The 20,923-nt window shown below is 44.1% G+C and carries 14 protein-coding genes; 5 read left to right on the top strand and 9 right to left on the bottom strand.

What is annotated here, in order from left to right:
- Window positions 1–8 precede the first annotated feature (8 nt).
- Genes V7R42_RS03115 through V7R42_RS03090 form a run of 6 tightly spaced genes read right to left on the bottom strand, consistent with a single transcriptional unit; the run spans window position 9 to window position 7,489 of the window.
- The gene (locus V7R42_RS03115; protein ID WP_334018762.1) at window positions 9–1,799 is read right to left on the bottom strand and encodes a BatD family protein; all 1,791 of its coding nucleotides are present in this window, start codon (window positions 1,797–1,799) and stop codon (window positions 9–11) included.
- Window positions 1,800–3,830 carry a VWA domain-containing protein gene (locus tag V7R42_RS03110; protein ID WP_334018761.1) on the bottom strand — a complete coding sequence of 677 codons (2,031 nt, stop codon included), beginning with the start codon at window positions 3,828–3,830 and terminating at the stop codon, window positions 1,800–1,802.
- Entirely contained in the window at window positions 3,830–4,915 is a 1,086-nt protein-coding gene (locus tag V7R42_RS03105) for a vWA domain-containing protein (RefSeq protein WP_334018760.1), read from the bottom strand. The genes V7R42_RS03110 and V7R42_RS03105 overlap by 1 nt, the downstream gene beginning before the upstream one ends.
- Window positions 4,908–5,555, bottom strand: coding sequence for a DUF4381 domain-containing protein (locus tag V7R42_RS03100; RefSeq protein WP_334018759.1), 648 nt, complete (start codon window positions 5,553–5,555; stop codon window positions 4,908–4,910). The genes V7R42_RS03105 and V7R42_RS03100 overlap by 8 nt, the downstream gene beginning before the upstream one ends.
- Entirely contained in the window at window positions 5,555–6,529 is a 975-nt protein-coding gene (locus V7R42_RS03095) for a DUF58 domain-containing protein (protein ID WP_334018758.1), read from the bottom strand. The genes V7R42_RS03100 and V7R42_RS03095 overlap by 1 nt, the downstream gene beginning before the upstream one ends.
- A gap of 3 nt (window positions 6,530–6,532) precedes the next feature.
- Window positions 6,533–7,489: an AAA family ATPase gene (locus V7R42_RS03090; RefSeq protein WP_334018757.1), complete on the bottom strand. Its 957-nt coding sequence runs from the start codon at window positions 7,487–7,489 to the stop codon at window positions 6,533–6,535.
- A gap of 449 nt (window positions 7,490–7,938) precedes the next feature.
- On the opposite strand from V7R42_RS03090, the gene fadI reads away from it, so the two are divergent.
- The 3 genes from fadI (at window position 7,939) to V7R42_RS03075 (ending at window position 11,816) form a co-directional block, all read left to right on the top strand.
- Window positions 7,939–9,249: an acetyl-CoA C-acyltransferase FadI gene (gene fadI, locus V7R42_RS03085; protein ID WP_334018756.1), complete on the top strand. Its 1,311-nt coding sequence runs from the start codon at window positions 7,939–7,941 to the stop codon at window positions 9,247–9,249.
- Window positions 9,250–9,268: 19 nt separating this feature from the next.
- A complete protein-coding gene (gene fadJ / locus V7R42_RS03080; RefSeq protein ID WP_334018947.1) occupies window positions 9,269–11,410 on the top strand; it encodes a fatty acid oxidation complex subunit alpha FadJ in 2,142 nt (713 codons plus the stop codon).
- A gap of 178 nt (window positions 11,411–11,588) precedes the next feature.
- Window positions 11,589–11,816 (top strand): hypothetical protein, encoded by a 228-nt coding sequence (locus V7R42_RS03075; protein WP_334018755.1) that lies wholly within the window; start codon window positions 11,589–11,591, stop codon window positions 11,814–11,816.
- Between the two features lie 102 nt (window positions 11,817–11,918).
- On the opposite strand, the gene V7R42_RS03070 is transcribed toward V7R42_RS03075, so the two are convergent.
- From V7R42_RS03070 to V7R42_RS03060, 3 genes are all read right to left on the bottom strand, one after another.
- The gene (locus V7R42_RS03070; protein ID WP_334018754.1) at window positions 11,919–12,083 is read right to left on the bottom strand and encodes a hypothetical protein; all 165 of its coding nucleotides are present in this window, start codon (window positions 12,081–12,083) and stop codon (window positions 11,919–11,921) included.
- A 308-nt stretch (window positions 12,084–12,391) separates the two neighbouring features.
- Entirely contained in the window at window positions 12,392–16,945 is a 4,554-nt protein-coding gene (locus V7R42_RS03065; protein ID WP_334018753.1) for an EAL domain-containing protein, read from the bottom strand.
- 223 nt (window positions 16,946–17,168) lie between these two features.
- Window positions 17,169–19,916 (bottom strand): insulinase family protein, encoded by a 2,748-nt coding sequence (locus tag V7R42_RS03060; protein WP_334018752.1) that lies wholly within the window; start codon window positions 19,914–19,916, stop codon window positions 17,169–17,171.
- A gap of 171 nt (window positions 19,917–20,087) precedes the next feature.
- Here V7R42_RS03060 and sixA point away from each other — a divergent pair, with 171 nt between their 5' ends.
- Together sixA and V7R42_RS03050 are read left to right on the top strand one after the other, a co-directional pair.
- Window positions 20,088–20,603 (top strand): phosphohistidine phosphatase SixA, encoded by a 516-nt coding sequence (sixA, locus tag V7R42_RS03055; protein ID WP_334018751.1) that lies wholly within the window; start codon window positions 20,088–20,090, stop codon window positions 20,601–20,603.
- A gap of 122 nt (window positions 20,604–20,725) precedes the next feature.
- Window positions 20,726–20,920 (top strand): hypothetical protein, encoded by a 195-nt coding sequence (locus V7R42_RS03050; RefSeq protein WP_334018750.1) that lies wholly within the window; start codon window positions 20,726–20,728, stop codon window positions 20,918–20,920.
- Window positions 20,921–20,923: the final 3 nt, after the last annotated feature.

Genomic DNA, 20,923 nt, shown 5'->3' with positions numbered 1-20,923 from the left:
AATGCGTTTTATGAAACAGGATATAAGCTAGATAGCGTGTGATTGCTTTTTGCGCTTTTTTGTTTCCATTCGCTGCGAGCGAGCTTTATTTCTTGCGAAAGCTTTTCCAGCGCCTTTGTAACTTGTTGCGATTGAGTGCTGGAGCCTACTTTATTAGGCGAGAATCGAACGGCGTAGAGGTCATTAACACCTTTGTTGATCCCTTCAAACTGTGAGAGCCTCGCGGTATCTGAAGTTAACGCACTTATCCATTGCTTAAGAGCAGGTGTGAGTAAACGTGTATCTTTTGCCTTAATTACTGACATAAGGTTTTGAAACTGGGCTTTTTCATCCATTTGAGCTGAAAAGTGGGAGCCTTTTGCAGCGCTGCCGCTTTGTCCACTTATCTGAGATTGTTTAAGCTTTCTGTAAGTGAATAGCCACCCTGTAAGTGCGATAGCAAACATTACAAATAGTGCACCGATCACAATCCAATTAAGTCGCGCGTTTTCGCTAGACTTCGCATCGCCTGAAGCATTATCTAAGAACGTGTCCTTTTCTCCATCACTCATTGTTGATTGCGCCGCAGTTGACGATTTAGCGTTTTGAGTATTTTCTGGGGCTGCACTGTTCGCTATTGAAGTATTCGAGTTATTCGCGCCGGTCGCTGGGGCTACCGTAATTGAGCGAGCCGGAATCGTGGCATATTCAGTTTGCTGAGTGAGCGTATTAAACCAAGGAACAGTAATTTCAGGTAGAACAAAATTACCCGGCTGCGTTGGAATAATCGCCAGCGACGTTTGGCGCTGTGAAATTAAGCTTTGATCTTTTTCAACTGTCGTTGTGTTTGATTGATCTGGATACAGCTTAAAGTTTGGCGGATAAAACTCTGGAATGTCAGGAAGCTGTTCTTCTACTACGCCGAGCGCAGTTAGCGTAATAATACGCGTAACTGGCTCACCTGCTACAAAGCTATCACCTTGTGGCCATTCTTCATCCACTCGCACCATTTCAGAAGGCAACCAAGGGTAGTCTATCCCCTGAGGAATTGGCTTAATATTCACCGTAATGTCGGGTCCGACACGATTAATTTGCTGGGTACGGTTAAAGAAGCCAAAACGTTGGTTAGTATTGGCAGCCATAACTTCGCCAGTGAAGATAGGGCCTCTTAGCGTGAACTCACCAGACGCTTGAGGCACAACGGCAAATTGACGCTCAATGATCTGATACCGTCTTCCGTTTACGATATCTGTATACTGTTTATCTTCCCCCAACTGGGTAATTTCCGCATTTTGCATTTCTGGCGCTTGTAGACTGCCGCGCTCAATGTTACTGGAAAGAAAAAGCTTAACCGTATAAAGCAGTTGCTGATTTAAATAAGCCTCTTTCAAGTCGATATCCGTCGTAACAAAATAGTCTCGTGCCACGTTACTTTGTTCTTGAACCGGAATAACTTTGACCTGGATAGGCTGGGTAGATTTTCCCTCAATGGTTAATGAGGGAATGGTAAACGTGCCTTCCTTTCGAGGAAATAACGTAGTGGTCCAAACGGTGGTACGCTTGGTGTCGAAATTGACGATAGAGGTTTGGCTGCTTACCGATGTTCTGCCAACAACAAAATCTTTAAGTAGGGGAGAGCTGTCGAATGCATCTCTGTCTGCACTGCCGTCTGCGGTAACCGTTAAACGAATGGCTTCATCCAACATGACAGGATTTCTATCAATGGTGGCTTCCAGCGAATTTACATCGGCATAAGCCGCCGTACTTACGAGTAGGGTTAATAAAAAAACTATACATGTAGACTGTAATAAGGCTCTCATCTACCAATCACTCCGATTTGAAGGCATACGTTGACGCTGACGTTTTTGTGCTTCTAATTGCATTTTTCGTTTTAGTAAGAATGCAGGGTCGTCTGGCACGCGGCGCATTAAACTCTCCATTCGCTGCAGTTCTTCTTTTTCTGCGTCGGTAAGCTCGGTTTCTTGTCCTTGCATAGCCTGCGCTTCCTGCTCAGCTTGTTTTTCGTTTTCCTGTGCTTGCGCGCTGTCTTGCTGTGCACTATCACCTTGGTCAGACTGTTCTTGTTCTGCATTTTGCTGCTGAGAGTCTGATGACTCGTTTGGGCTATTCATCTCGGAATCATCAGGCTGTGGCGAGTTATCCCCGCTATTTTGTTGATCATCGTTAGAACGCTGCTCTTGGTTTTGGTCAGATTGTTGGCCTTCATTATCGTCTTGCTGGCCATTCTGATCATTTGAACCTTCCTGATTGTTTTGGTCTCCTGATTGCTGGTTGTTATCAGCGCTATCTTGGCCATTATCTTGCGAGTTACTCTGTTCGCTCTCATCACGATTTTCGCTTTGGTTCTGATTTTGCTGTTGCTGTTTTAGTAAATCCTCGACAATCTTTTTATTGGTTCTTGCATCGTCAAAATCGGGCGCTTCGTTTAACGCCTGATCATATTTCTTAATAGCATCTTCAAGCTTACCGAGTTTTGCCAGTGCATTTCCTTGATTGTAAAGGCTCTCGGGGCCAGGAATGCTTTTGAAGGCATTTAATGCACTTTCGTAGTCACCCGACTTGTAAAGTGATGACGCTTTCCACGCTTCATCATTAAACTGGTTAACAGCGTCTTTATATTTACCCCTTTGGTAGCTGTTTAATGCTTCCTGATTGTCGTTCATAAATGGCGTTTGCCACCATGAAAGTGAATCAGGTTTGTTTGCCGTCTCCTTTGCGCCTATGGCTTTTGACGTTCCAGCAATTTCTGAGGGTTGGACGCTTTGTAAAGCATGGGCGTTTTTAATCATAAAGGGGCTAAGCAAGCCCGCTAACACGATGAATACTACCCCGCGTTTGAATGCAAAGGCGGCAAACGGAAGAAGTAAAAGCAGCAAGTAAGGGCCAACTTCTTTCCACTGGTCTCCTTGTAAATTACTCTCTTCTTCGTTCTCTTCGCTGTCGCTTTTATCTAGCAGAGATACCGAGGCGAGGGCATCAATGTCGGCGTCGTTTGATGTAAAGGACTCAAAGCGTCCGCCGCTCGTTTTAACCACACCTTTCACTGCGCCTTCGTTTAACTTGGGTATAACGATGCTGCCGGTGAAGTCTTTTAAGAGTTCTCCGCTTTGCTGGCGAATAGGCGCGCCTTCAGACGTTCCAACGGTAAGTGCATTTACTGTAAAAGGAATAGAGGCCACATACTCTTGAAGCTCCTGTTGTTGTTCTAACTCTATGCCGTCAGTAATCCAGTAGATCATGCCTGAGTTATATCCGGCATTCGTGAGAAGCTCAGACGCACTCTCTATTCCTAGGAGTGGGTCGCTGCCTGGCACGGGCATAATTTCCGGTGACAGACTTGGAATTAGGGTTGTGATATTTCCTGCGTCTTCGGTTAAGGGGCTAATGACAAACGCATCGCCAGCGTAAGCAACCAAGCCCATTTCACCTTCACCAATAGCGTTGACTAGATCTATCGCTTTATATTTGGCGCGAGTTAGCCTGTTTGGCGTCATATCGGTAGCGCGCATTGAAAGCGACATATCTATGACTATAACGTGTCCCATTTTCAACTGGTAAACCGGCTGCGGCAGGCGTTCCCAGGTGGGACCAGCGAGTGCTATCACACTTATAATCCACACAAAAGCAAGCATCCACATTGGCGGCTTTGCGCCCATTTCGTTTTTCCCAATCACCATGTATTGATATAGGTGAGAAGGGATCACTGATTGCCAGCCAGATTGCTTAGCCGTAGTTTTTTTAATTAAAAGCACAAGCAGCATCAGGGGAACGAGCGCAATAAACCATTCGGGGCGTAAAAAATGAAATTGGTTTAAGAAGTCGAATTCCATTACTTCGTCTCCCTATTTGTTTGCGCTGCTTGAGTTGCTTGTATTGCATCAGCGGAGTTAGGGTGTTGCTGGGACGAGTTAATTCGTCTTTGTGCGAACCAGCGAAATGTTGATACAAGAACCGTCACAAATACCCATAGAGCTGACAGTAAAATCGCCGCCCCCAGGGGATAGTAAAACAGTGCGCTTAATGGACGCATCTTGCGCGTTTCACCTTCAATAGGCTCAAGTGCGTCAAGTTGTTGGTAAATAGCTTGAAGCTCTTGGGCATTTCGAGCCCTAAAATATTGACCGCCAGTGCTAGTCGCAATGTCAGTTAACATGCCTTCATCAAGTTCTTGCGACGGGTTTATTTGTCGGCTGCCGAAAAAGCTTTGGATCAGCATTTTATCTGCGCCCACACCAATAGTGTAAACCTTCACACCCTTACTAATCGCCAACTCTTTCGCTTGCTCGGGTGTAATATTTCCTGCAGTATTTTGCCCATCGGTAAGGAGAATTAACACGTTATTAGACTCTTCCCGTTCGTCAAAGCGCTTCACCGCTAAACCTATTGCATCGCCAATGGCCGTCTGTTCGCCAACCAACCCAATGACCGCTTCACTCAGAAGTGTAGAAACGGTATCTCTGTCGTAGGTGAGCGGCGCTTGAACGTAAGCGGTATCGGCAAATAAGATAAGGCCAATTCTGTCGCCTACGCGACGCTGAATAAAGTCATAAACCACCGACTTAGTCATGGTTAAACGGTTAACTTGTCGGCCATTTAGCTGCATATCATCTATCTTCATACTGCCCGATAAGTCTACCGCTAACATCATTTCTCGACCTTCGTTCGGTATGCTGACAGGCTCCCCTAACCATTGAGGGCGCGCGGCAGCAGTTACTAGCAGCAGCCATATCAAGCTACTTGCCACTAGCGGTATTTTGGTTTGTTTCAATTGGGCTTGCTCTGACACATCGCCAGGTCGCAAACTTGGAACCCGCAGCGCAGCCATGGGCATGTCTTGTGCTTTTTTAGAAAGCAGGCGTACGATAATAGGCAAGGGGAGTACGAAAAAGACCCACCACCAAGCAAAATTAAGCATGATGCGGCTCCTTGGCTTGGTTACCATGAGGGCCCCCATCGTGGAGACTGCCATCATTCACATCGTCGTAAGCCCCCTTGTTTTTTGGCAGTTTCGCTTTTGAAAGCCAGTTTTTTACTGCCCCTTTACAGGTTTCAAAATCATTTGAGTTGGGAGTGGCTTGGTAAACATTGCTTACTAATAAACTTAAATCACTTTCAAGTTTGCTGTCACTACTTTTCAATGCAGAGGTTAAGAACGCTTGCCACTGTTTGCCGTATAACCCTGCTACTTGCTGGGTCGGGTAATAGCTCATAGCAGTGCGTTTTAAAATAGAGTTTAGCGCCACGGGCCAATTGCTTTGTTGTGCCGAAATCGATTCAAGTAATGCTAAAGCCTGCTTACGCGCCTTGTTGTGACGTATATGAGCAATGACAATTTTATATAGACAGAATAGGGCAAGTAAAACCACTGCAATAAGCGCCCACCAACCCCAATCTAATGGCCAAACGTTGACCTCTGTAGGTACGTGTATATCGCGCAGCTGAGCAAGTGGGTCTTGCTGCTGGGGGGGCGCTGGCATTTGATTTGCCGGTGTCGTTTGAGCTGAACTGGATAAAAGGCTCGATAAAAGATTGATTGAAAGATTGTTGCTCGGCATTAATTAAGCTCCAACCGTTGTTCTTGCTGCATACTCTGAAGCTGTTCGTCTAAAGGAAGGCCCGCTGAAACACTGAATCGAGCGATATTGTTTTTGCGCAAGGTGTTATAAATCGCGCTGTTGTGTTCACTGCGCCATTTTTGATATTGCTGCTGTTCGGTATTGTCGCCTAACACCCAGCGTTGTTGGCTTTGACCATCAGATACACTGACGGTTTGCAGCGAACTGGTTTGTGGCAAGGCGTGTTCGATGGGATCATGAATAACTATAGCCCTCACTTCACAGTGTCGGGTTAAGTGACTTAGGTGCTGAATAGCTTGGTTACTTAAATGCTGAAAGTCTGACACTAGATAGACCAAGCTCCCAGGTCTAGCCAAACGTCTTGCCCGCGCACAGGCATCGGCAAACGCTTGTTCGTCTTTGATTTTATCTGGTTTAGATTGCGTGCTTTGTTCGTGTAAAGCCATAAGTTCGTGACACACGTGCAACACGGCTTTTTTTCGAGTAAGCGGTTTAATTTCTTTGTGCTGTTGCTGATTAAATACCAGTGCGCCAACCTTATCGCCGCGCGCAGCCGCAGACCAGCTAATTAGCGAAGAAACATGCGCGGCCTGCACCGCTTTAGTGAGCAGTTGCGTTCCAAAAGCCATTGAAGGTAAATAGTCACAGAATAGAAAAACCGGGCGCTCTCGCTCTTCCCGATACACTTTGGTGTGAGTTTTACCCGTGCGCGCAGTAACGCGCCAATCAATAGCGCGAATATCGTCACCAGGCTGATAATGACGGGCCTCATCAAACTCCATGCCTCGGCCTTTGTGCTTGGTGAGATAACTCCCAGCAAGTTTAGCTTGTGGCATACGTTTAGGCGCTAAGCTAAAAAGCTTAGCTAACCGCTGGTAGCGAAGTAGCTCCGCAGTAGACAGTGACACCCCGTTACTTTGCAGCTTGTCTAGCTGCCCTTGTACATTCACCATAGCTTAAGGTACTGCGACAGTTGCAACAATCTTATCAAGTACGTCGTTTATCGTTACGCCTTCAGCCTCTGCTTGGTAAGACAGGATAATGCGGTGGCGAAGCACGTTGTGAACCACAGCTTGAATATCATCAGGACCAACAAAATCTCTGCCGTTAAGCCATGCGTGAGCGCGTGCACAGCGATCTAAGCTGATGGTTGCTCGGGGGCTTGTTCCCATCGCTATCCACTGACCTAACTCTGCGCCAAAACTTGCAGGCTGACGAGTGGCCATGATCAATTGAACCAGGTATTTCTCTAATTCTGGTGCCATATACAAAGACAACGCTTCTTTGCGCGATGTAAAAATATCGTCTTGGGTTAGCGTAGGTGGCGTAACAGGCGGTTCAGAAAGCGCCTCACCTCGGGTTAAACGCAATATTTCTAGCTCTGTCTCGGCGCCCGGATAATCAATGTCCACATGCATTAAGAATCGGTCTAGCTGTGCTTCAGGAAGTGGATAAGTTCCTTCCTGCTCTAGCGGGTTTTGCGTTGCCATTACCAAAAATAGCGGGGGAAGAGGATAGGTTTTACTGCCCACCGTAATTTGACGCTCTGCCATGGCTTCAAGCAGGGCTGATTGTACTTTTGCTGGTGCACGGTTGATTTCATCGGCTAGCACTAAGTTGTGAAAAAGCGGCCCTTTTTGAAAAACAAATTCGCCAGTCTCGGGGCGATATATGTCTGTCCCGGTTAAATCCGCAGGCAAAAGGTCTGGGGTAAATTGTACGCGATGGAAGTCACCGTCAATACCATTAGCAAGTGCATTGATTGCGCGTGTTTTTGCAAGTCCTGGAGGACCTTCTACCAGAAGGTGACCGTCGGCCAAAAGAGCGATAAGAAGGCTTTTGGTTAACGCGTGCTGACCAATGATCTGCTGGTCTAAATAAGCGTGTAACTGTTGAAATTGCGCTGCTGCCATAATGCAAAATTTCCGTTTGAGTTCTCGTTATCAGGAAGTGCCATTTGAACGATAGAATTATTAAATCTCTTATAAAGTGATCGCTTAGCTAAAAAGTAAATTACATATTAAATTAAATAGCTCTAGCCCGTCACAATGACACAAAACAGACTTTCATTTCCATATATGGTTCATTCTATCTTTCTTCAAGTCGTTAAATAGTAATAAAATTGCGATATGTGGTAGGGCGTCAAAAAGTTACTTGAGGCATCAAGGTATATTTAGTGAATAACTTGAAGTTTTGCCGCTGGTTTAAATTGCCCAAGTGAACTTTAGTTTCATTTATATTGCCCTTACCCCTGCATTATTTGCTATTTTGTTCATTGTTTGTAAAAATCGGGTTTATTACAGGTCAGACCACTTCGCAACAACGAGCTAATCATGAAGTCGGTCCTCAATTTAGGTGCATTATGGCAACAAAACAATCAGTTACTACCCGAGAGGGTGATCGCATCGCCATTGTCGCGGGGTTGCGTACTCCGTTTGCGAAAATGGCAACATATTTCCACGGTGTTCCGGCTGTTGATCTAGGTAAAATGGTCGTAAACGAACTTCTCGTTCGCCATGGTGTTCAAAAAGAGTGGGTTGACCAGGTTGTCTACGGTCAGGTAGTGCAAATGCCTGAAGCGCCAAACATTGCGCGCGAAATTGTGCTTGGCACTGGCATGAATGTTCATACCGATGCTTACAGTGTATCTCGTGCATGTGCGACGAGCTTCCAGTCAACGGTAAACATCGCTGAAAGCATGATGGCAGGCACTGTGCGGGTAGGTATTGCTGGTGGTGCAGACTCAACATCGGTATCACCAATCGGTGTATCAAAGAACCTTGCACGTGCGCTGGTAGATTTACAGAAAACCAAAACCTTGGGGCAAAAGCTAAACATCTTTAAGCGTTTAAGCTTAAAAGACTTAGCGCCAGTTCCTCCTGCTGTAGCTGAGTATTCTACAGGTTTGTCAATGGGACAAACTGCAGAGCAAATGGCCAAAACGCACCAAATTTCTCGTGAAGATCAAGACAAGCTCGCACATCGCTCGCACAGCCTAGCAGCTGAAAGCTGGGAAGCCGGTAAATTGTCTAGCGAAGTGATCACCGCTTATGCAGAACCGTACAAAGGTGCTCTAGAGCGCGACAACAACGTGCGTTTCGATTCAAAGCTTGAGGGCTACGCAAAACTTCGCCCAGTATTCGACAAAAAGTACGGCTCTGTAACTGCGGCAAACGCCACACCGCTTACCGATGGTGCTTCTGCAGTGCTTATGATGACAGAGAGCCGAGCCAAAGAGCTAGGCTACACACCATTGGGCTACATTAAGAGCTACGCGTTTGCTGCAATCGACGTGTGGGAAGACATGCTAATGGGACCGTCTTACGCGACACCTATCGCGTTAGATCGCGCAGGAATGACGCTAAACGACTTAACGTTAATTGAAATGCACGAAGCGTTCGCAGCGCAAACCTTGGCAAACGTTAAGATGTTCGCAAGTGACAAGTTCGCCAAAGAGAAACTAGGGCGCGACAAAGCGACTGGCGAAATTGATATGGACAAATTCAACGTAATGGGTAGTTCAATTGCCTATGGTCACCCGTTTGCTGCAACTGGTACACGTATGATTACGCAAATGCTTAACGAACTAAATCGCCGTGGCGGTGGTACAGGTCTACTGACTGCATGTGCTGCGGGTGGACTTGGTGCCGCAATGATTGTGGAGACAGAATAATATGAGTCAGGAACAAGAAATGACAAATGACGTTCAGCCAACATCGGGCGCATTTACGTTAACCAAGCAAGATAATGGTGTTGCTATTCTTAGCATGGACGTACCTGGCGAGAGCATGAATACGCTAAAAGCTGAGTTTGGCGATGAGATATCTGCCATGCTTGACGATATTGAGCGCGACAGCGGTATAAAAGGTGTTGTACTAACGAGCGGCAAGCCAAGCTCATTCGTAGCAGGTGCCGATATCACCATGTTAGCAGCGTGTAAAACTGCGGAAGACGCTACAACTATTGCTGCGGGCGGCCAAGCTATTTTCGATAGAATTGAAAATATGAAGGCTACCTTCGTTGCGGCTATCCATGGCCCAGCTTTAGGTGGTGGTTTAGAACTTGCCTTGGCGTGTCACTACCGTGTATGTACCGATTCACCTAGCACTCAAGTAGGTCTACCGGAAGTCCAGCTTGGTTTGTTACCGGGCAGTGGCGGAACTCAGCGTCTTCCTCGCTTAATTGGTATTCAGCAAGCGATGAAAATGATGCTTACTGGCTCTCCTGCAAGGGCTAAACAAGCTAAAAAATACGGCATCGTAGATGATGTAGTACCGCACAGCGTCTTACTTAAAGTTGCAGAGCAATTTGCGCTTAAACGCAAACCAGAACGTGAAGCGCCGCAGAAGAGCGTAATGGACAAAGTGCTTGAGAAAACTGGCCCAGGCCGCAGCATGATGTTTAAAAAGGCTCGCGAAGCGACGTTTGCCAAAACCAAAGGTAATTATCCTGCGCCAGGTTACATTATTGATGTTATCGAAACAGGCATGAACGAAGGGATGAAGGCCGGGCTTAAAGCCGAAGCTGAAGCCTTTGGTAAGCTTGTTATGACACCGGAATCTTTCCAATTACGTCAAATTTTCTTCGCTACCACAGAGATGAAGAAAGAAAACGGCGTTGAAGGTGTTAAACCCGAAAAGATGAAAAAAGTTGGCGTGCTTGGTGGTGGCCTAATGGGCGGTGGTATCGCCTATGTTACGTCGACCAAAGCTGGTGTGCCAGTGCGTATTAAAGATGTGCGTGCCGAAGGTATTGCTAACGCAATGAAATACAGCTACGACATCTTAAATAAAAAGGTAAAGAAGCGTTTCATGCGTAACAGCGAAATGCAGAAACAGTTAGCACTTCTTACTGGTACATTGGATTACAGTGGTTATCAAGATGCGGATATCGTTGTTGAAGCGGTGTTTGAAGACCTCGATCTTAAACAGAAGATGGTGGCGGATATTGAAGAGAACTGCAAAGTAAGCACAATCTTCGCGTCTAATACGTCGTCTATTCCAATTACACAAATTGCAGCTAAAGCAGCACGCCCTGAAAACGTGATTGGTCTACACTACTTCTCGCCAGTAGACAAAATGCCGTTGGCCGAAGTTATTGCTCACGACAAAACGTCTGACCAAGTTATTTCATCGACAGTAGAATTTGCTAAGAAGCAAGGTAAAACGCCAGTTGTCGTAAAAGACGGTGCGGGTTTCTACGTAAACCGTATTTTAGCACCTTACATGAATGAAGCGGCAAACCTTATTCTTGACGGTGAGCCTATTGAGCACATTGACAAGTCATTAGTTAAATTTGGCTTCCCTGTAGGGCCTGTAAAACTACTTGATGAAGTGGGCATTGATGTGGGTACCAAGATCATCCCATTCCTTGTAGAGGCGTTCGGAGAGCGCTTCACTGCGCCAAGTGCTTTTGATAAAGTGCTTGCAGACGGCAGAAAGGGTAAGAAAAACCAAAAAGGGTTTTATTCTTATGAAGGTAAAAAGCCTGGTAAAGAAGTGGATGAATCAATCTACGAATTACTTGGGCTTTCACCTTCTGCCAAACTAAGCGAGAAAGAAGTCGCTGAACGCTGTGTGTTAATGATGCTTAACGAAGCAGCGCGCTGTTTAGATGAAGGCGTTATCCGCAATGCCCGCGACGGTGATATTGGTGCTATCTTTGGTATAGGCTTCCCTCCATTCTTAGGTGGCCCATTCCGCTATATGGATACGTTAGGTATTAAACACGTTGTTGCGCGTTTAAACCATTACGCTACCGCTGTAGGCGATAAATTTACGCCTGCTGATGTGCTAGTGAAAATGGCTGAAAATGATCAGAAGTTTTACAGCTAAGTTTACAAAATGTTAAAAAGCCGGGCTTTGCCCGGTTTTTTTATGTCTAACGCACATTTTTGCTGGTTTTTTGGTCTTTTTTGAGTAGAATTCGTGCGGCTAAAAAATGAACGTGTCAAATTGTTGGCGTCAATTATCAGTGCCTTAGAGCGAGTAATTGACGGAGACAAGTAATTCTATGCATTTAAACAAAAAATGGGGGAGCAGTGTGCTTTCACTCGTAGTATTAAGCGTTATCTTTTCTCTGTATTTTTATGTAGAAGCATTTAAATGGGGAATGAACGCGAAGAAGTGGGCGGTAGCTGGCTTCGTGCTAGGTCCAATTTTACTACCTATGTTCTCAATTTCTCGTCATATACATTGGCGCAATGCAGTAGGGTTTAATAACTTATATATAGCCGCGTAGGCTTTTGATAAGCTCAGCCAAAAAGAAAAATAAGGCGCGATAAATACAGGTATAAAAAAAGAGAGCATAGCTCTCTCTTTTTTTGGCATACAGTTCTTCAGTTTAGAAGCCAACGCCGTGGCCACCACCTGTTTGTGGTCTAATATACTCTGGTTGAGTGATAGTTTCTTTTTGCGACTCAGGAGCTGGTTTGGCGCCTTCTTGCTTGTCGGCAGCAACTGGGGTAGCGGTAGAAAGCACAAGTGCAACTGCGTACTCTTTCAACATATTTATTTCCTCTGATTATTATGAACGAACAAACAAAACCGATTTTTTTATATTTTTCATCGGTTGCTAGTTATATAGCCAAATGTATGCCAAAAAAATAAAATCAAATAAATACAGTTGTTTATGTTGTTTTCTCAATGGGGTAGGGGGTTGAAATTGACAAGTGCCATTTTTATGACACTAAAGTCTAATAGATTAAAATTAGGCGGTAACGACATTACCTATAATTGCAATATGTGACTTCAGAAAGAAGACGGTAAATGCCCTGTACGTAATTGAATAGTCAGGTTGTTAAATAGTCAGGGTGGTTAATAACTAGAATGGCCAAGTAATGTGTGAAGCTTTTGATTCTCGGTAAGAAGCTTCTCGAATCGCTCTGCATTTAGTGGCCGGCTGTATAAGAAACCTTGCAACATCTCACAATCGTAGCGACGTAAAATATCCAACTGCGCTTCTTCTTCTACGCCTTCAGCTACAACTTTTAAACCTAAATTGTGGGCAATATTTATAATGGCAGCGGCCATGTGTCGGTCCACATTGCTCTTCGCTATATCGTCGATAAATGCTTTATCAATTTTCAGCGTGTTTAGTGGGAAACGCTTTAAGTAGGCTAAAGATGAATAACCCGTGCCGAAATCATCAAGCGCTAAATGAATCCCCCTTTCGCGAAGGCGGGTCATCATTTGAAGGCCGTTTTCGGGACTCTCCATTAGCGTACCTTCGGTTATTTCGCACTCTAAATGCAATGGCGACAAACCGATGTCGTTTAATATTTTATTGATTCTATCATCCAAGTCAGGCAACGCGAATTGCTTGGCAGAGATATTTACGGCCACACGACCACTGAACAAGCCTTGGTTTACCCAGCGCTTGGTATCTGCACATGCCTTTCTAAGCACTTGTTCGCCAATTTCTATTATTTGCCCTGTCTGTTCAGCCAGGGGGATAAATTGCCCAGGGCTTACGATACCCTTTTGAGGGTGTTCAAATCGCACCAAAGCTTCCATACTCACGAGTTTGCCTGATGCTATATCGACTTTTGGCTGGTAGTAAACTGTAAACAGGTCATCTTTAATACCTTGTCTTATAAGGTTTTCAATTTGCAGTTGCCTAACGGCATTTTGGTTCATTTCCCCACTAAAGAACTGGTAGCTGTTACCACCATTGTTTTTAGCGAAGTACATGGCTGTGTCGGCATTTTTCAGCAATTCCTGCGGGGACGTTCCGTCGTCAGGGAAGAAGGCAATGCCAATACTCGCACCCAATACAAACTCCTGCTTATTAATGATAAATGGACGAGATAACGTGTCTAATAAATTCTGCGCGTAATGCGTCACCGTGTGGATATCGGCATTATCTTCCATTAAAACACTAAATTCATCACCACCTAACCGGTAACAGGTCGCACTTTTGCCAGTAATTCTTTGTAGGCGCTTTGCTATTTGTTTAATTAATATGTCGCCTGTCTGGTGGCCTAAGGAGTCGTTGATCTTCTTAAAGTTATCCATATCTAAGCAGAGCAGGGTATGTTGTGCTCCTTTTCGCACCAAATTCTGGTGGCTAGCTTGGAAGAACGAACGATTCGGAAGTTCCGTCAGCGGGTCGGTGTTAGCCAGTTTTAAAAGCTCTTTTTCAGTACTTTTTCTAGACGTAATATCACTAAATACGCCTACAAAATGGCTTATTTTTCCGTCGTCGTCGTGGACGGCATCAATATTCAACTCCATTTCATAGCGCTCGCCATTCACGCGCACACTTTCCACTTCGCCTGACCAGTTGCTTTTCGATTTAAGCGTTTTCTTAATTTCTTCCGTAAATGCGTCTGGATATAAGTGGAAGTGCATGTAACTTGCTAGCGCTTGGTCACGGGTTTCCCCCGTGTATTTACAATAAGCATTGTTAACACTTATGAACTTAAATTGGGTATTTGTTATGAATACACCTTCAGAAATATTCTCTATCGAACGCTTAAACAGATTAAGCTGCTCTTCGGCTTCTTTTAAGTGATGAATATTCTTTAGGGTACCTGTCATTCGTACTGGTTGATCGTTATGGTCTCTTTCAACAACTTTCCCGCGATCGAGTATCCAAATCCACTGATTCTTAAATGTCTTTGTACGGTATGCAAGTTCATAGAAGTCGCTATTGCCTTCAAGATGTTCTCTTAGAGTAGCCTTTACTCGGCTTATGTCATTGGGATGGATATTCGCATCGTAAGCACCCGTGGTGCGTATGTCATCCTGAGGGAAATCAAGGGTGCCCCACGTATTGGCGCGATAGACTTGGCCTCTGTACACGTCCCAGTCCCACAGTTCGTCACCCGAACTCCATAGTGTAAGTTTTAGGCGTTCCTCCGACTCTTTAATGGCAAGCTGGTTTGCTTTTCTAATCTGATATTGGCGAACGACGAAAGCAAACAAAGCGAACGCTATCAAACAGTAAAATACTAAAGCGACGGTATGGAGCCAGGGAGGACGTTCGACAGTAATCTGTAAGTTTTTACTTTCAGACCACGACTTACCAGGCTCTTTTGCTTGAACTGAAAAAATGTAGCTGCCAAAGGATATGTTATTGAACTGTGCAGATCTTTCGTCGTCGATATATATCCAGTCATTCTCAAAATTAGAGAGCTTATAGCGGTAAGCAACTTGCTTCGGATACAAAGGATTTACTAGGCCGAATGAAATGCTGAACCTGGTTTCATCGTGCCCGACTGTTAAGTTTTTTTCGTAAGTTATTGTTTTTTTGGCGGAGAACGAGTAAGTCGGTTCATCCCCATTTAGCGCGTTGCGCGTGGATTTAGCAACCGAACCAAAAATATTCATTTGGTATAGCTGAGGAGAGCGGGTTTGTAAGATACCTTCGGCATTAGGGTTTGCGTTTTTAGATATCCTTATAAAGCCTTTATTGCCACCAAAGTAAATAGTATTGTTGCGAGTTGCAATTACAGCGCCTTCACCCAGTGAGTTAAAGTCTAATTGCTCATTCGGAATGCTCTCAGTTTCAGTTAGAGAAGGAAGAATTACTTTGTGGACACCCTTAGCGTCAGAGTACCAAATATTGTTTTTTATAGATGTTGTAGACGTGATAAATCCACTTTGGCTGTCTCGGTTTTGCTTTTTAACCATAACTAGGCTTTCTTCGTCCAGCTGGATAACACCGTCAGAACGAGTAGTCAGCCAAAGCCCATCACTTGTCTTGTGAATTCCATATACAAGAGAATTAATTCCGTTGGTTGAATCCAGTACCTTTATTATTTTCTGTTTTTCAACCGAATAAACAATTAGTTTTTCTTCAGCTCTAAACCAAACCCTGCTTTTGTCATCAGCATAGACAGCAGACATTCTCCCGTATTTTTGAGTGAGGTTTTGGTGAGGAGTCGCGGGCTCACTCTTAACACCTACATCGTCAAAATCTATAGAATGAATGTCGCCATTAGGAAGTTGGAACCATACAGCTGATTCACTCTTAAAGATGTAGTCAATGAACGAACCTTTGAAATATCTTTTCAACGTTACTAGCTCATTGTCCTTTTCCGCAAAAACAACCAATCCTAACGAGGAAGCAAGCCAAATATTGTTGTTACTATCTACTTCAATGTCCCAGAATGAACCATTGACAGCTATATCTTGGGGCAATTCAAAGAAAGACACATTACCGGTTGCTCTCGAAATCTTACCCACGCCTTTTTGCTGAGAAACAAAAAACAGCTCGTTCGAACTATTCTCTGCAAAGCCCCATATAGTTGTATAATTGTCTTCGGTATGTCGCTCAGAATTAAACACTGGTTGGAAGTGAACACTGGCATAGTCGGGGTGATATTTAAAAGCACCACGATGAAAGGTTGCGGCCCAAACCACACCAGTTTTGTCCTTTATAACCTTCATGATGATTTCTGGCGGAATACCTGTTGTGCTGTATGTGTCGGCGTTTAGGTGCAAAATTTCAGGCTCATAAGCTTCCGTTACTTGGGCTTTTGCGCCGTCAGAAAGCAAAAACAACCCTATAAAAGTGCCAATCCAAATGTCGTCATCAACAACTGATATTGAAAAGGTATTTAGCTCTTCTTCAACACCTAAATCTTTACCTTCAATTTTCTTTAAAATTTTGCCATTTGATGCGATTACTATAAGGCCGTTGTTAGTCGCCAACCAATAGTTACCGTTTATTACTGATATATCGTGAAGTGCTCGAATATCGAGTGACACACCCCAGGGGTTTACTTTTCTTACGTCGTGGACGTCAAAGGTTTCTGTATCAATGAGTTTTGCGCCAAACTTGTTTGAGCCCACCCAGATGCGATTGGCCTCTTCAAAGATAACTTTAATAAAGCTATCTTCATTGAAGACCTGAGTCAAAACGCTTATTTGCGAGCGCTTTTTGGAGTATTTATACAAGAATTTGCGATCAGCGAAGAGGATATCGCCATTTTTAGACTCTGTAATCGCTGTTATTAAATCAGTTTTTATTACCGAGTTTTTCTTATTGAAAACTTTGAAATTGTCAGTATCTGGTTGGTAGAGCGCTAACCCCGAGTGTGTACCAACCCATAATTGACCGTCTGAATCGACAAATAAGGATTGAATGTACCCTGAAGGTAACGAATTCGGGTCTACATCTGAGGGATGATATTGCTTAACCTCATAACCGGAATAGCGATTCAAGCCGTTGGAAGTTGCAAGCCAAATGAAACCCATGTCATCTTCGACAATATCTAAAACCGCAGTGTCTGAGAGACCGTGCTTTTTATTTAGCTCTGTAAAATGAAGATCAGAAACCTCTATCGCCTTTGCTGAAGAAAAAAGAATTTCTGACAAAGCCAACAAAAGTAGAGAAATTGAATAAACTAGGGTTGAGCGCACCTACACACCTTTGGCATACGCCATTTATTATTTTTTTATTTAACTGGCGGCATCCCTAACAGCCAGAATAATAAATATGCCGAATTAACTAAGCCTCTACAAGGACTTTTTAGTAATAACAAGAATGATGGTTTACTTATTGACCAACCTCGCCTGTGAACAAAGTTGGGCGACGGCTGATTGATTAAAACTCTTAGCTTCGGCACAAAGTGCTTAGTGAGTGTTAGTAATAAGGAATTTCTTTCTTGAACTCAGAAATACCGTTAATCGTTCGTTTTTCTTGGGTAGGAATGCGCTCAAATTTTCCTCGAGAGAATAGGACCAATTCACCACAGCGCTCTCGCTTAGCGAGTTGATGCGCGAAATCTTGAATTTCTTCGAAACTTAAGCCTTTTATCCTTTCAGCAAGCTTTGTATTTCTATTAAACGCTAAGTCTTGTGTACCCAAACTTACCCATAAACGCTGTGACTTCATCGAAAGCGTCAGGTCTCTCTCTTCTAACTGCTTAATAAGATTCTGTTGAATGGTTGGCCAATAAAAACGATAGAACTCTATTTCATTCAGTTGTTGAAACAAAAAGGCGGTCATTGCATCTAGCAATTGCTTCGGGCTGCACTGCGGACTTTGAATATAGAACGCCATTCCAGGGTGTTGATTATGTGGCACATAGCCTGTACCCACTATGTAACCCAACTGCTGTTCTGTTCTTAACGAATTAAAGAACGGAGCAGCTAGCATTTGTTCAAGGACCATACATAACGCGGTATCGGTTAGACTGGGAGAGGGCGCTTGTAAATAGAGAACCACCGCTGAGTCATCGTGATTACACAATACCTCGTGATAAAGCGTTCCGCCCACAGGCAGCTTAGAAACGGCCCGAGAAAGGGGAGCTCCCTTTGCGTTTTTGCAATGACGGTGAAGCGTTGTAGAAAACGCCTTCGCTTCTTCGCTTGCCCAATTGCCATGCATAAATGCCTCTACAAAATAACGCTTAAAGGCTGCACTGCGACAATTCAACATTTCTTCGTAAGATATATTTTCTATCACGTCTAACAATTCAACTGGCGCTTGCGTGTTACGTTGAATAAGAACACTCAAACGAGAGAATAAACGGTTAGTGGGTTTGTTTAACAGTGAATTATGAAGGCTTTGAATTTGAAGTGCTTTGTGATGTTCAAACGCTTTTTCGTCGGGAGTGAAGTCCAGAAGGGCGTCAAGAAGTTGACCTGCTAACAATGTCTGTTGATTTGTAAAACCACGGGTGTGTAAAGTGAATCCAGCTTGATGCCCATAAATCCGATAGTGGAGGCCTGCTATTTCGGCTCGGTAGTATTTTGCTTGGAGATGGTCATTCAGTGCACCAAGCCAAATACGTTTTGCCGCAACAGAAGTTAAAGAGTTAGAAAAGTGAGCGGCGTCGAAGGAGATGTAAATATCGCCTTTCGGGCTATGGAATTGCTGATCCTGAGCGAACCAAAAACGATAGCCTCCATTATCTATCAATCTGTTGGGCACATTAAAACCCGTTTCTGGGAGGATAAGCGTGTATTCATTCGCCAAATAGGGGTTCGGTGGTGGAAGGCGCAATGCTGATATTTTCTTTACGCATGCAAACGAACGTATTAGCGCATCATCGATTTTTTCAACGCTATATTCAGCGCCATAAAATGCGCATGCCTTAGTGGTTTTTACCTCTTTTGAGATAACTTTTAAACGAAGGTTTTTGGGAGTAAAGAAAGACAGAGCCCGCTCAATAATGCCTTTGTCATAGCTGCCAATAGTAGAGCGAAGCCTGTTTAACTCTTCGGGTTCAAATATAAACTGATGTTGTGCGTACTCAGTTATGACCCCAAGTGGTTTCATATTTTCTTCATACTCTAAGGCCAGCGCATTAAGCTGCGACTTCTCGTGGAAGCGCCATTTTTCAGCCGATGCTTCTTTAATCAATTCAATATAGCTAAACAGTGCCTCTAGCACTTGTTCTTTATGTTTAAGGCCTTCCTCAGTAAGCTGAAAACTCACGTTAAAATCTTTAAATTTATCGCCTTCAATACCAGAGCCCGCAATGAGGTTCAACGCCCAGTCTTTTTCTTTTAAATAGGCGAGCAGGCTCCCTTCGCCTTCATCACCAATCAAATGGCTTATGTAGTTTAATGGTTTAGTTTTATAGTCGTTCTGCAAAGCGGGTAGGGCAAACGTTACTATCAAGCGTCTAGCAGACTGTAATGGATGAATGTTTATCTGAATACCCAATTCATTTTGAGTATAAAGGGGTGGCCAGTCGTCAAAGGCTAGCTGTCCGTCAGGCAATGTTCCAAAACACTGATTCACTAACGCTTCGAGTTGACGTATTGGCATGGGGCTAGCTATGCAGAGCCGCATGTTAAGGGCACAGTAATAGGACTGATGCAGTGCCTTCAAGCGCCGTTTAAGCTCTGTGCATTCATGTTGAGAAAAGGTATCGCAATTGCCCACCGAAAATTTTGCAAAAGGATGCGCTGGATTACACGTTTCTTTGTGAATTTGATAGAGGCGGCGAAGGTCGTCTTTTTTCTTAAATTCAAACTCAGCATGAATGTTCTTTATTTCGTTGGCGAGTGCATCTTCATCAAATAAGGGTTGCCGAAGCATATCTGCAAATGCTGGCAATGTTTGCGCGATGGCATCACCGCTGCAATCAAAATGATAATTTGTGTATTCGGTACCCGTCCAAGCATTTATTGTTCCCCCATGCTGCTCAATAAAGCCATTAATAGCATTGGGCTTGGGTAAATGGCGACTTCCCATAAAAAGCATGTGTTCAAGAAGATGGGCTAAGCCCTGACAATCACTAGGGTCATAGAAGTGTCCGGCTCTTACCGCCATTGATACAAACGACTCACTCGCTTCAGGCGTATGACATAACATGGCACGCAACCCATTAGGCAAAGTAATGTGATGTGCGTTTTCTAAATTTATGGTGTTGTTCACATTGTCTCGTTATTGGTAAAGAGCACCTTAATGCTAGAGCGTCTATAAGGAGAAACTTCACAAAACGTTAAATAATGGTCGAAAATTCTCACTATTCGCTGTTTAGCGCTAGGCGTAGTATCAGCTCTCTGATATCGTTAGCATACTTTCATTAATACTATGCGCAATGTTATGTCAGGTCAAAGTAGCAACGACGACATTTATCTTTTCATTATGCGTCACGGTGAAGCCGAAGCGCCCAGACTCGATGATAAAAGCAGGCAGCTTACGCCGTTAGGTAGAGAGCAAGCAAAAACTGCCGCTTTATGGTTAAAAGACCAGTACTGCCATAAAGGCATTGTAGATCTAGCTCTCGTTAGCCCCTATCGCAGAGCCAAACAAACCCACGATATGGTATCGCTTGATATTGTCGCAAATAAAGTTGAAAGTAACGAAGATATTGTCCCAGAGGGCTCGCCTAAACTGGTGAGTGACTACATCGATGGGCTTCTGCACGCTGCGGTCAATTCTAAAAAACCCGTTAGGAAGCTCCTTTTAGTCAGCCACATGCCATTAGTCAGCTATTTGGTTGATGAGCTTTGCCAGTCTTACACGACCAGCTTATTTTCTACAGCATCCATTGCTGTTATCAAGTACTCTTTGAAAGAGCATAAAGGGACACTGATAACGCATTATCAAGGCCTCTAATGGCCTTTATCTTGCTCAACGATTAATTCTGAATTTTTTAATAATTAATCGTTAAGTATATTCTTGTTTGGCCGATATTACCTTTGAGAGTGTCAAAGTTTATTTTTTTTAAAGGTTGGGAAATGGACAGCAAATCTATTCCTGAGCTCCTTAAACGTTCATTGCAATCGCATATGGCGGAAGCGGATTTACGTGAAGATGAGGAGACGCAGGATATTATTGCCAAATTATCTGAATTGTCAGATAAGGTCGCTGCTGCGAAAGCTAGAGCGCTGGCAAATCGAGCGCAACGTCTAGCTAACGAAGCAAAAGGCTAACTT

It is taken from the genome of Alteromonas sp. S015, assembly GCF_036864485.1.
Lineage (GTDB): Bacteria > Pseudomonadota > Gammaproteobacteria > Enterobacterales > Alteromonadaceae > Alteromonas.
The sequence above is the reverse complement of the archived record's forward strand: the minus strand, read 5'-3'. Positions and strand labels throughout refer to the sequence as shown.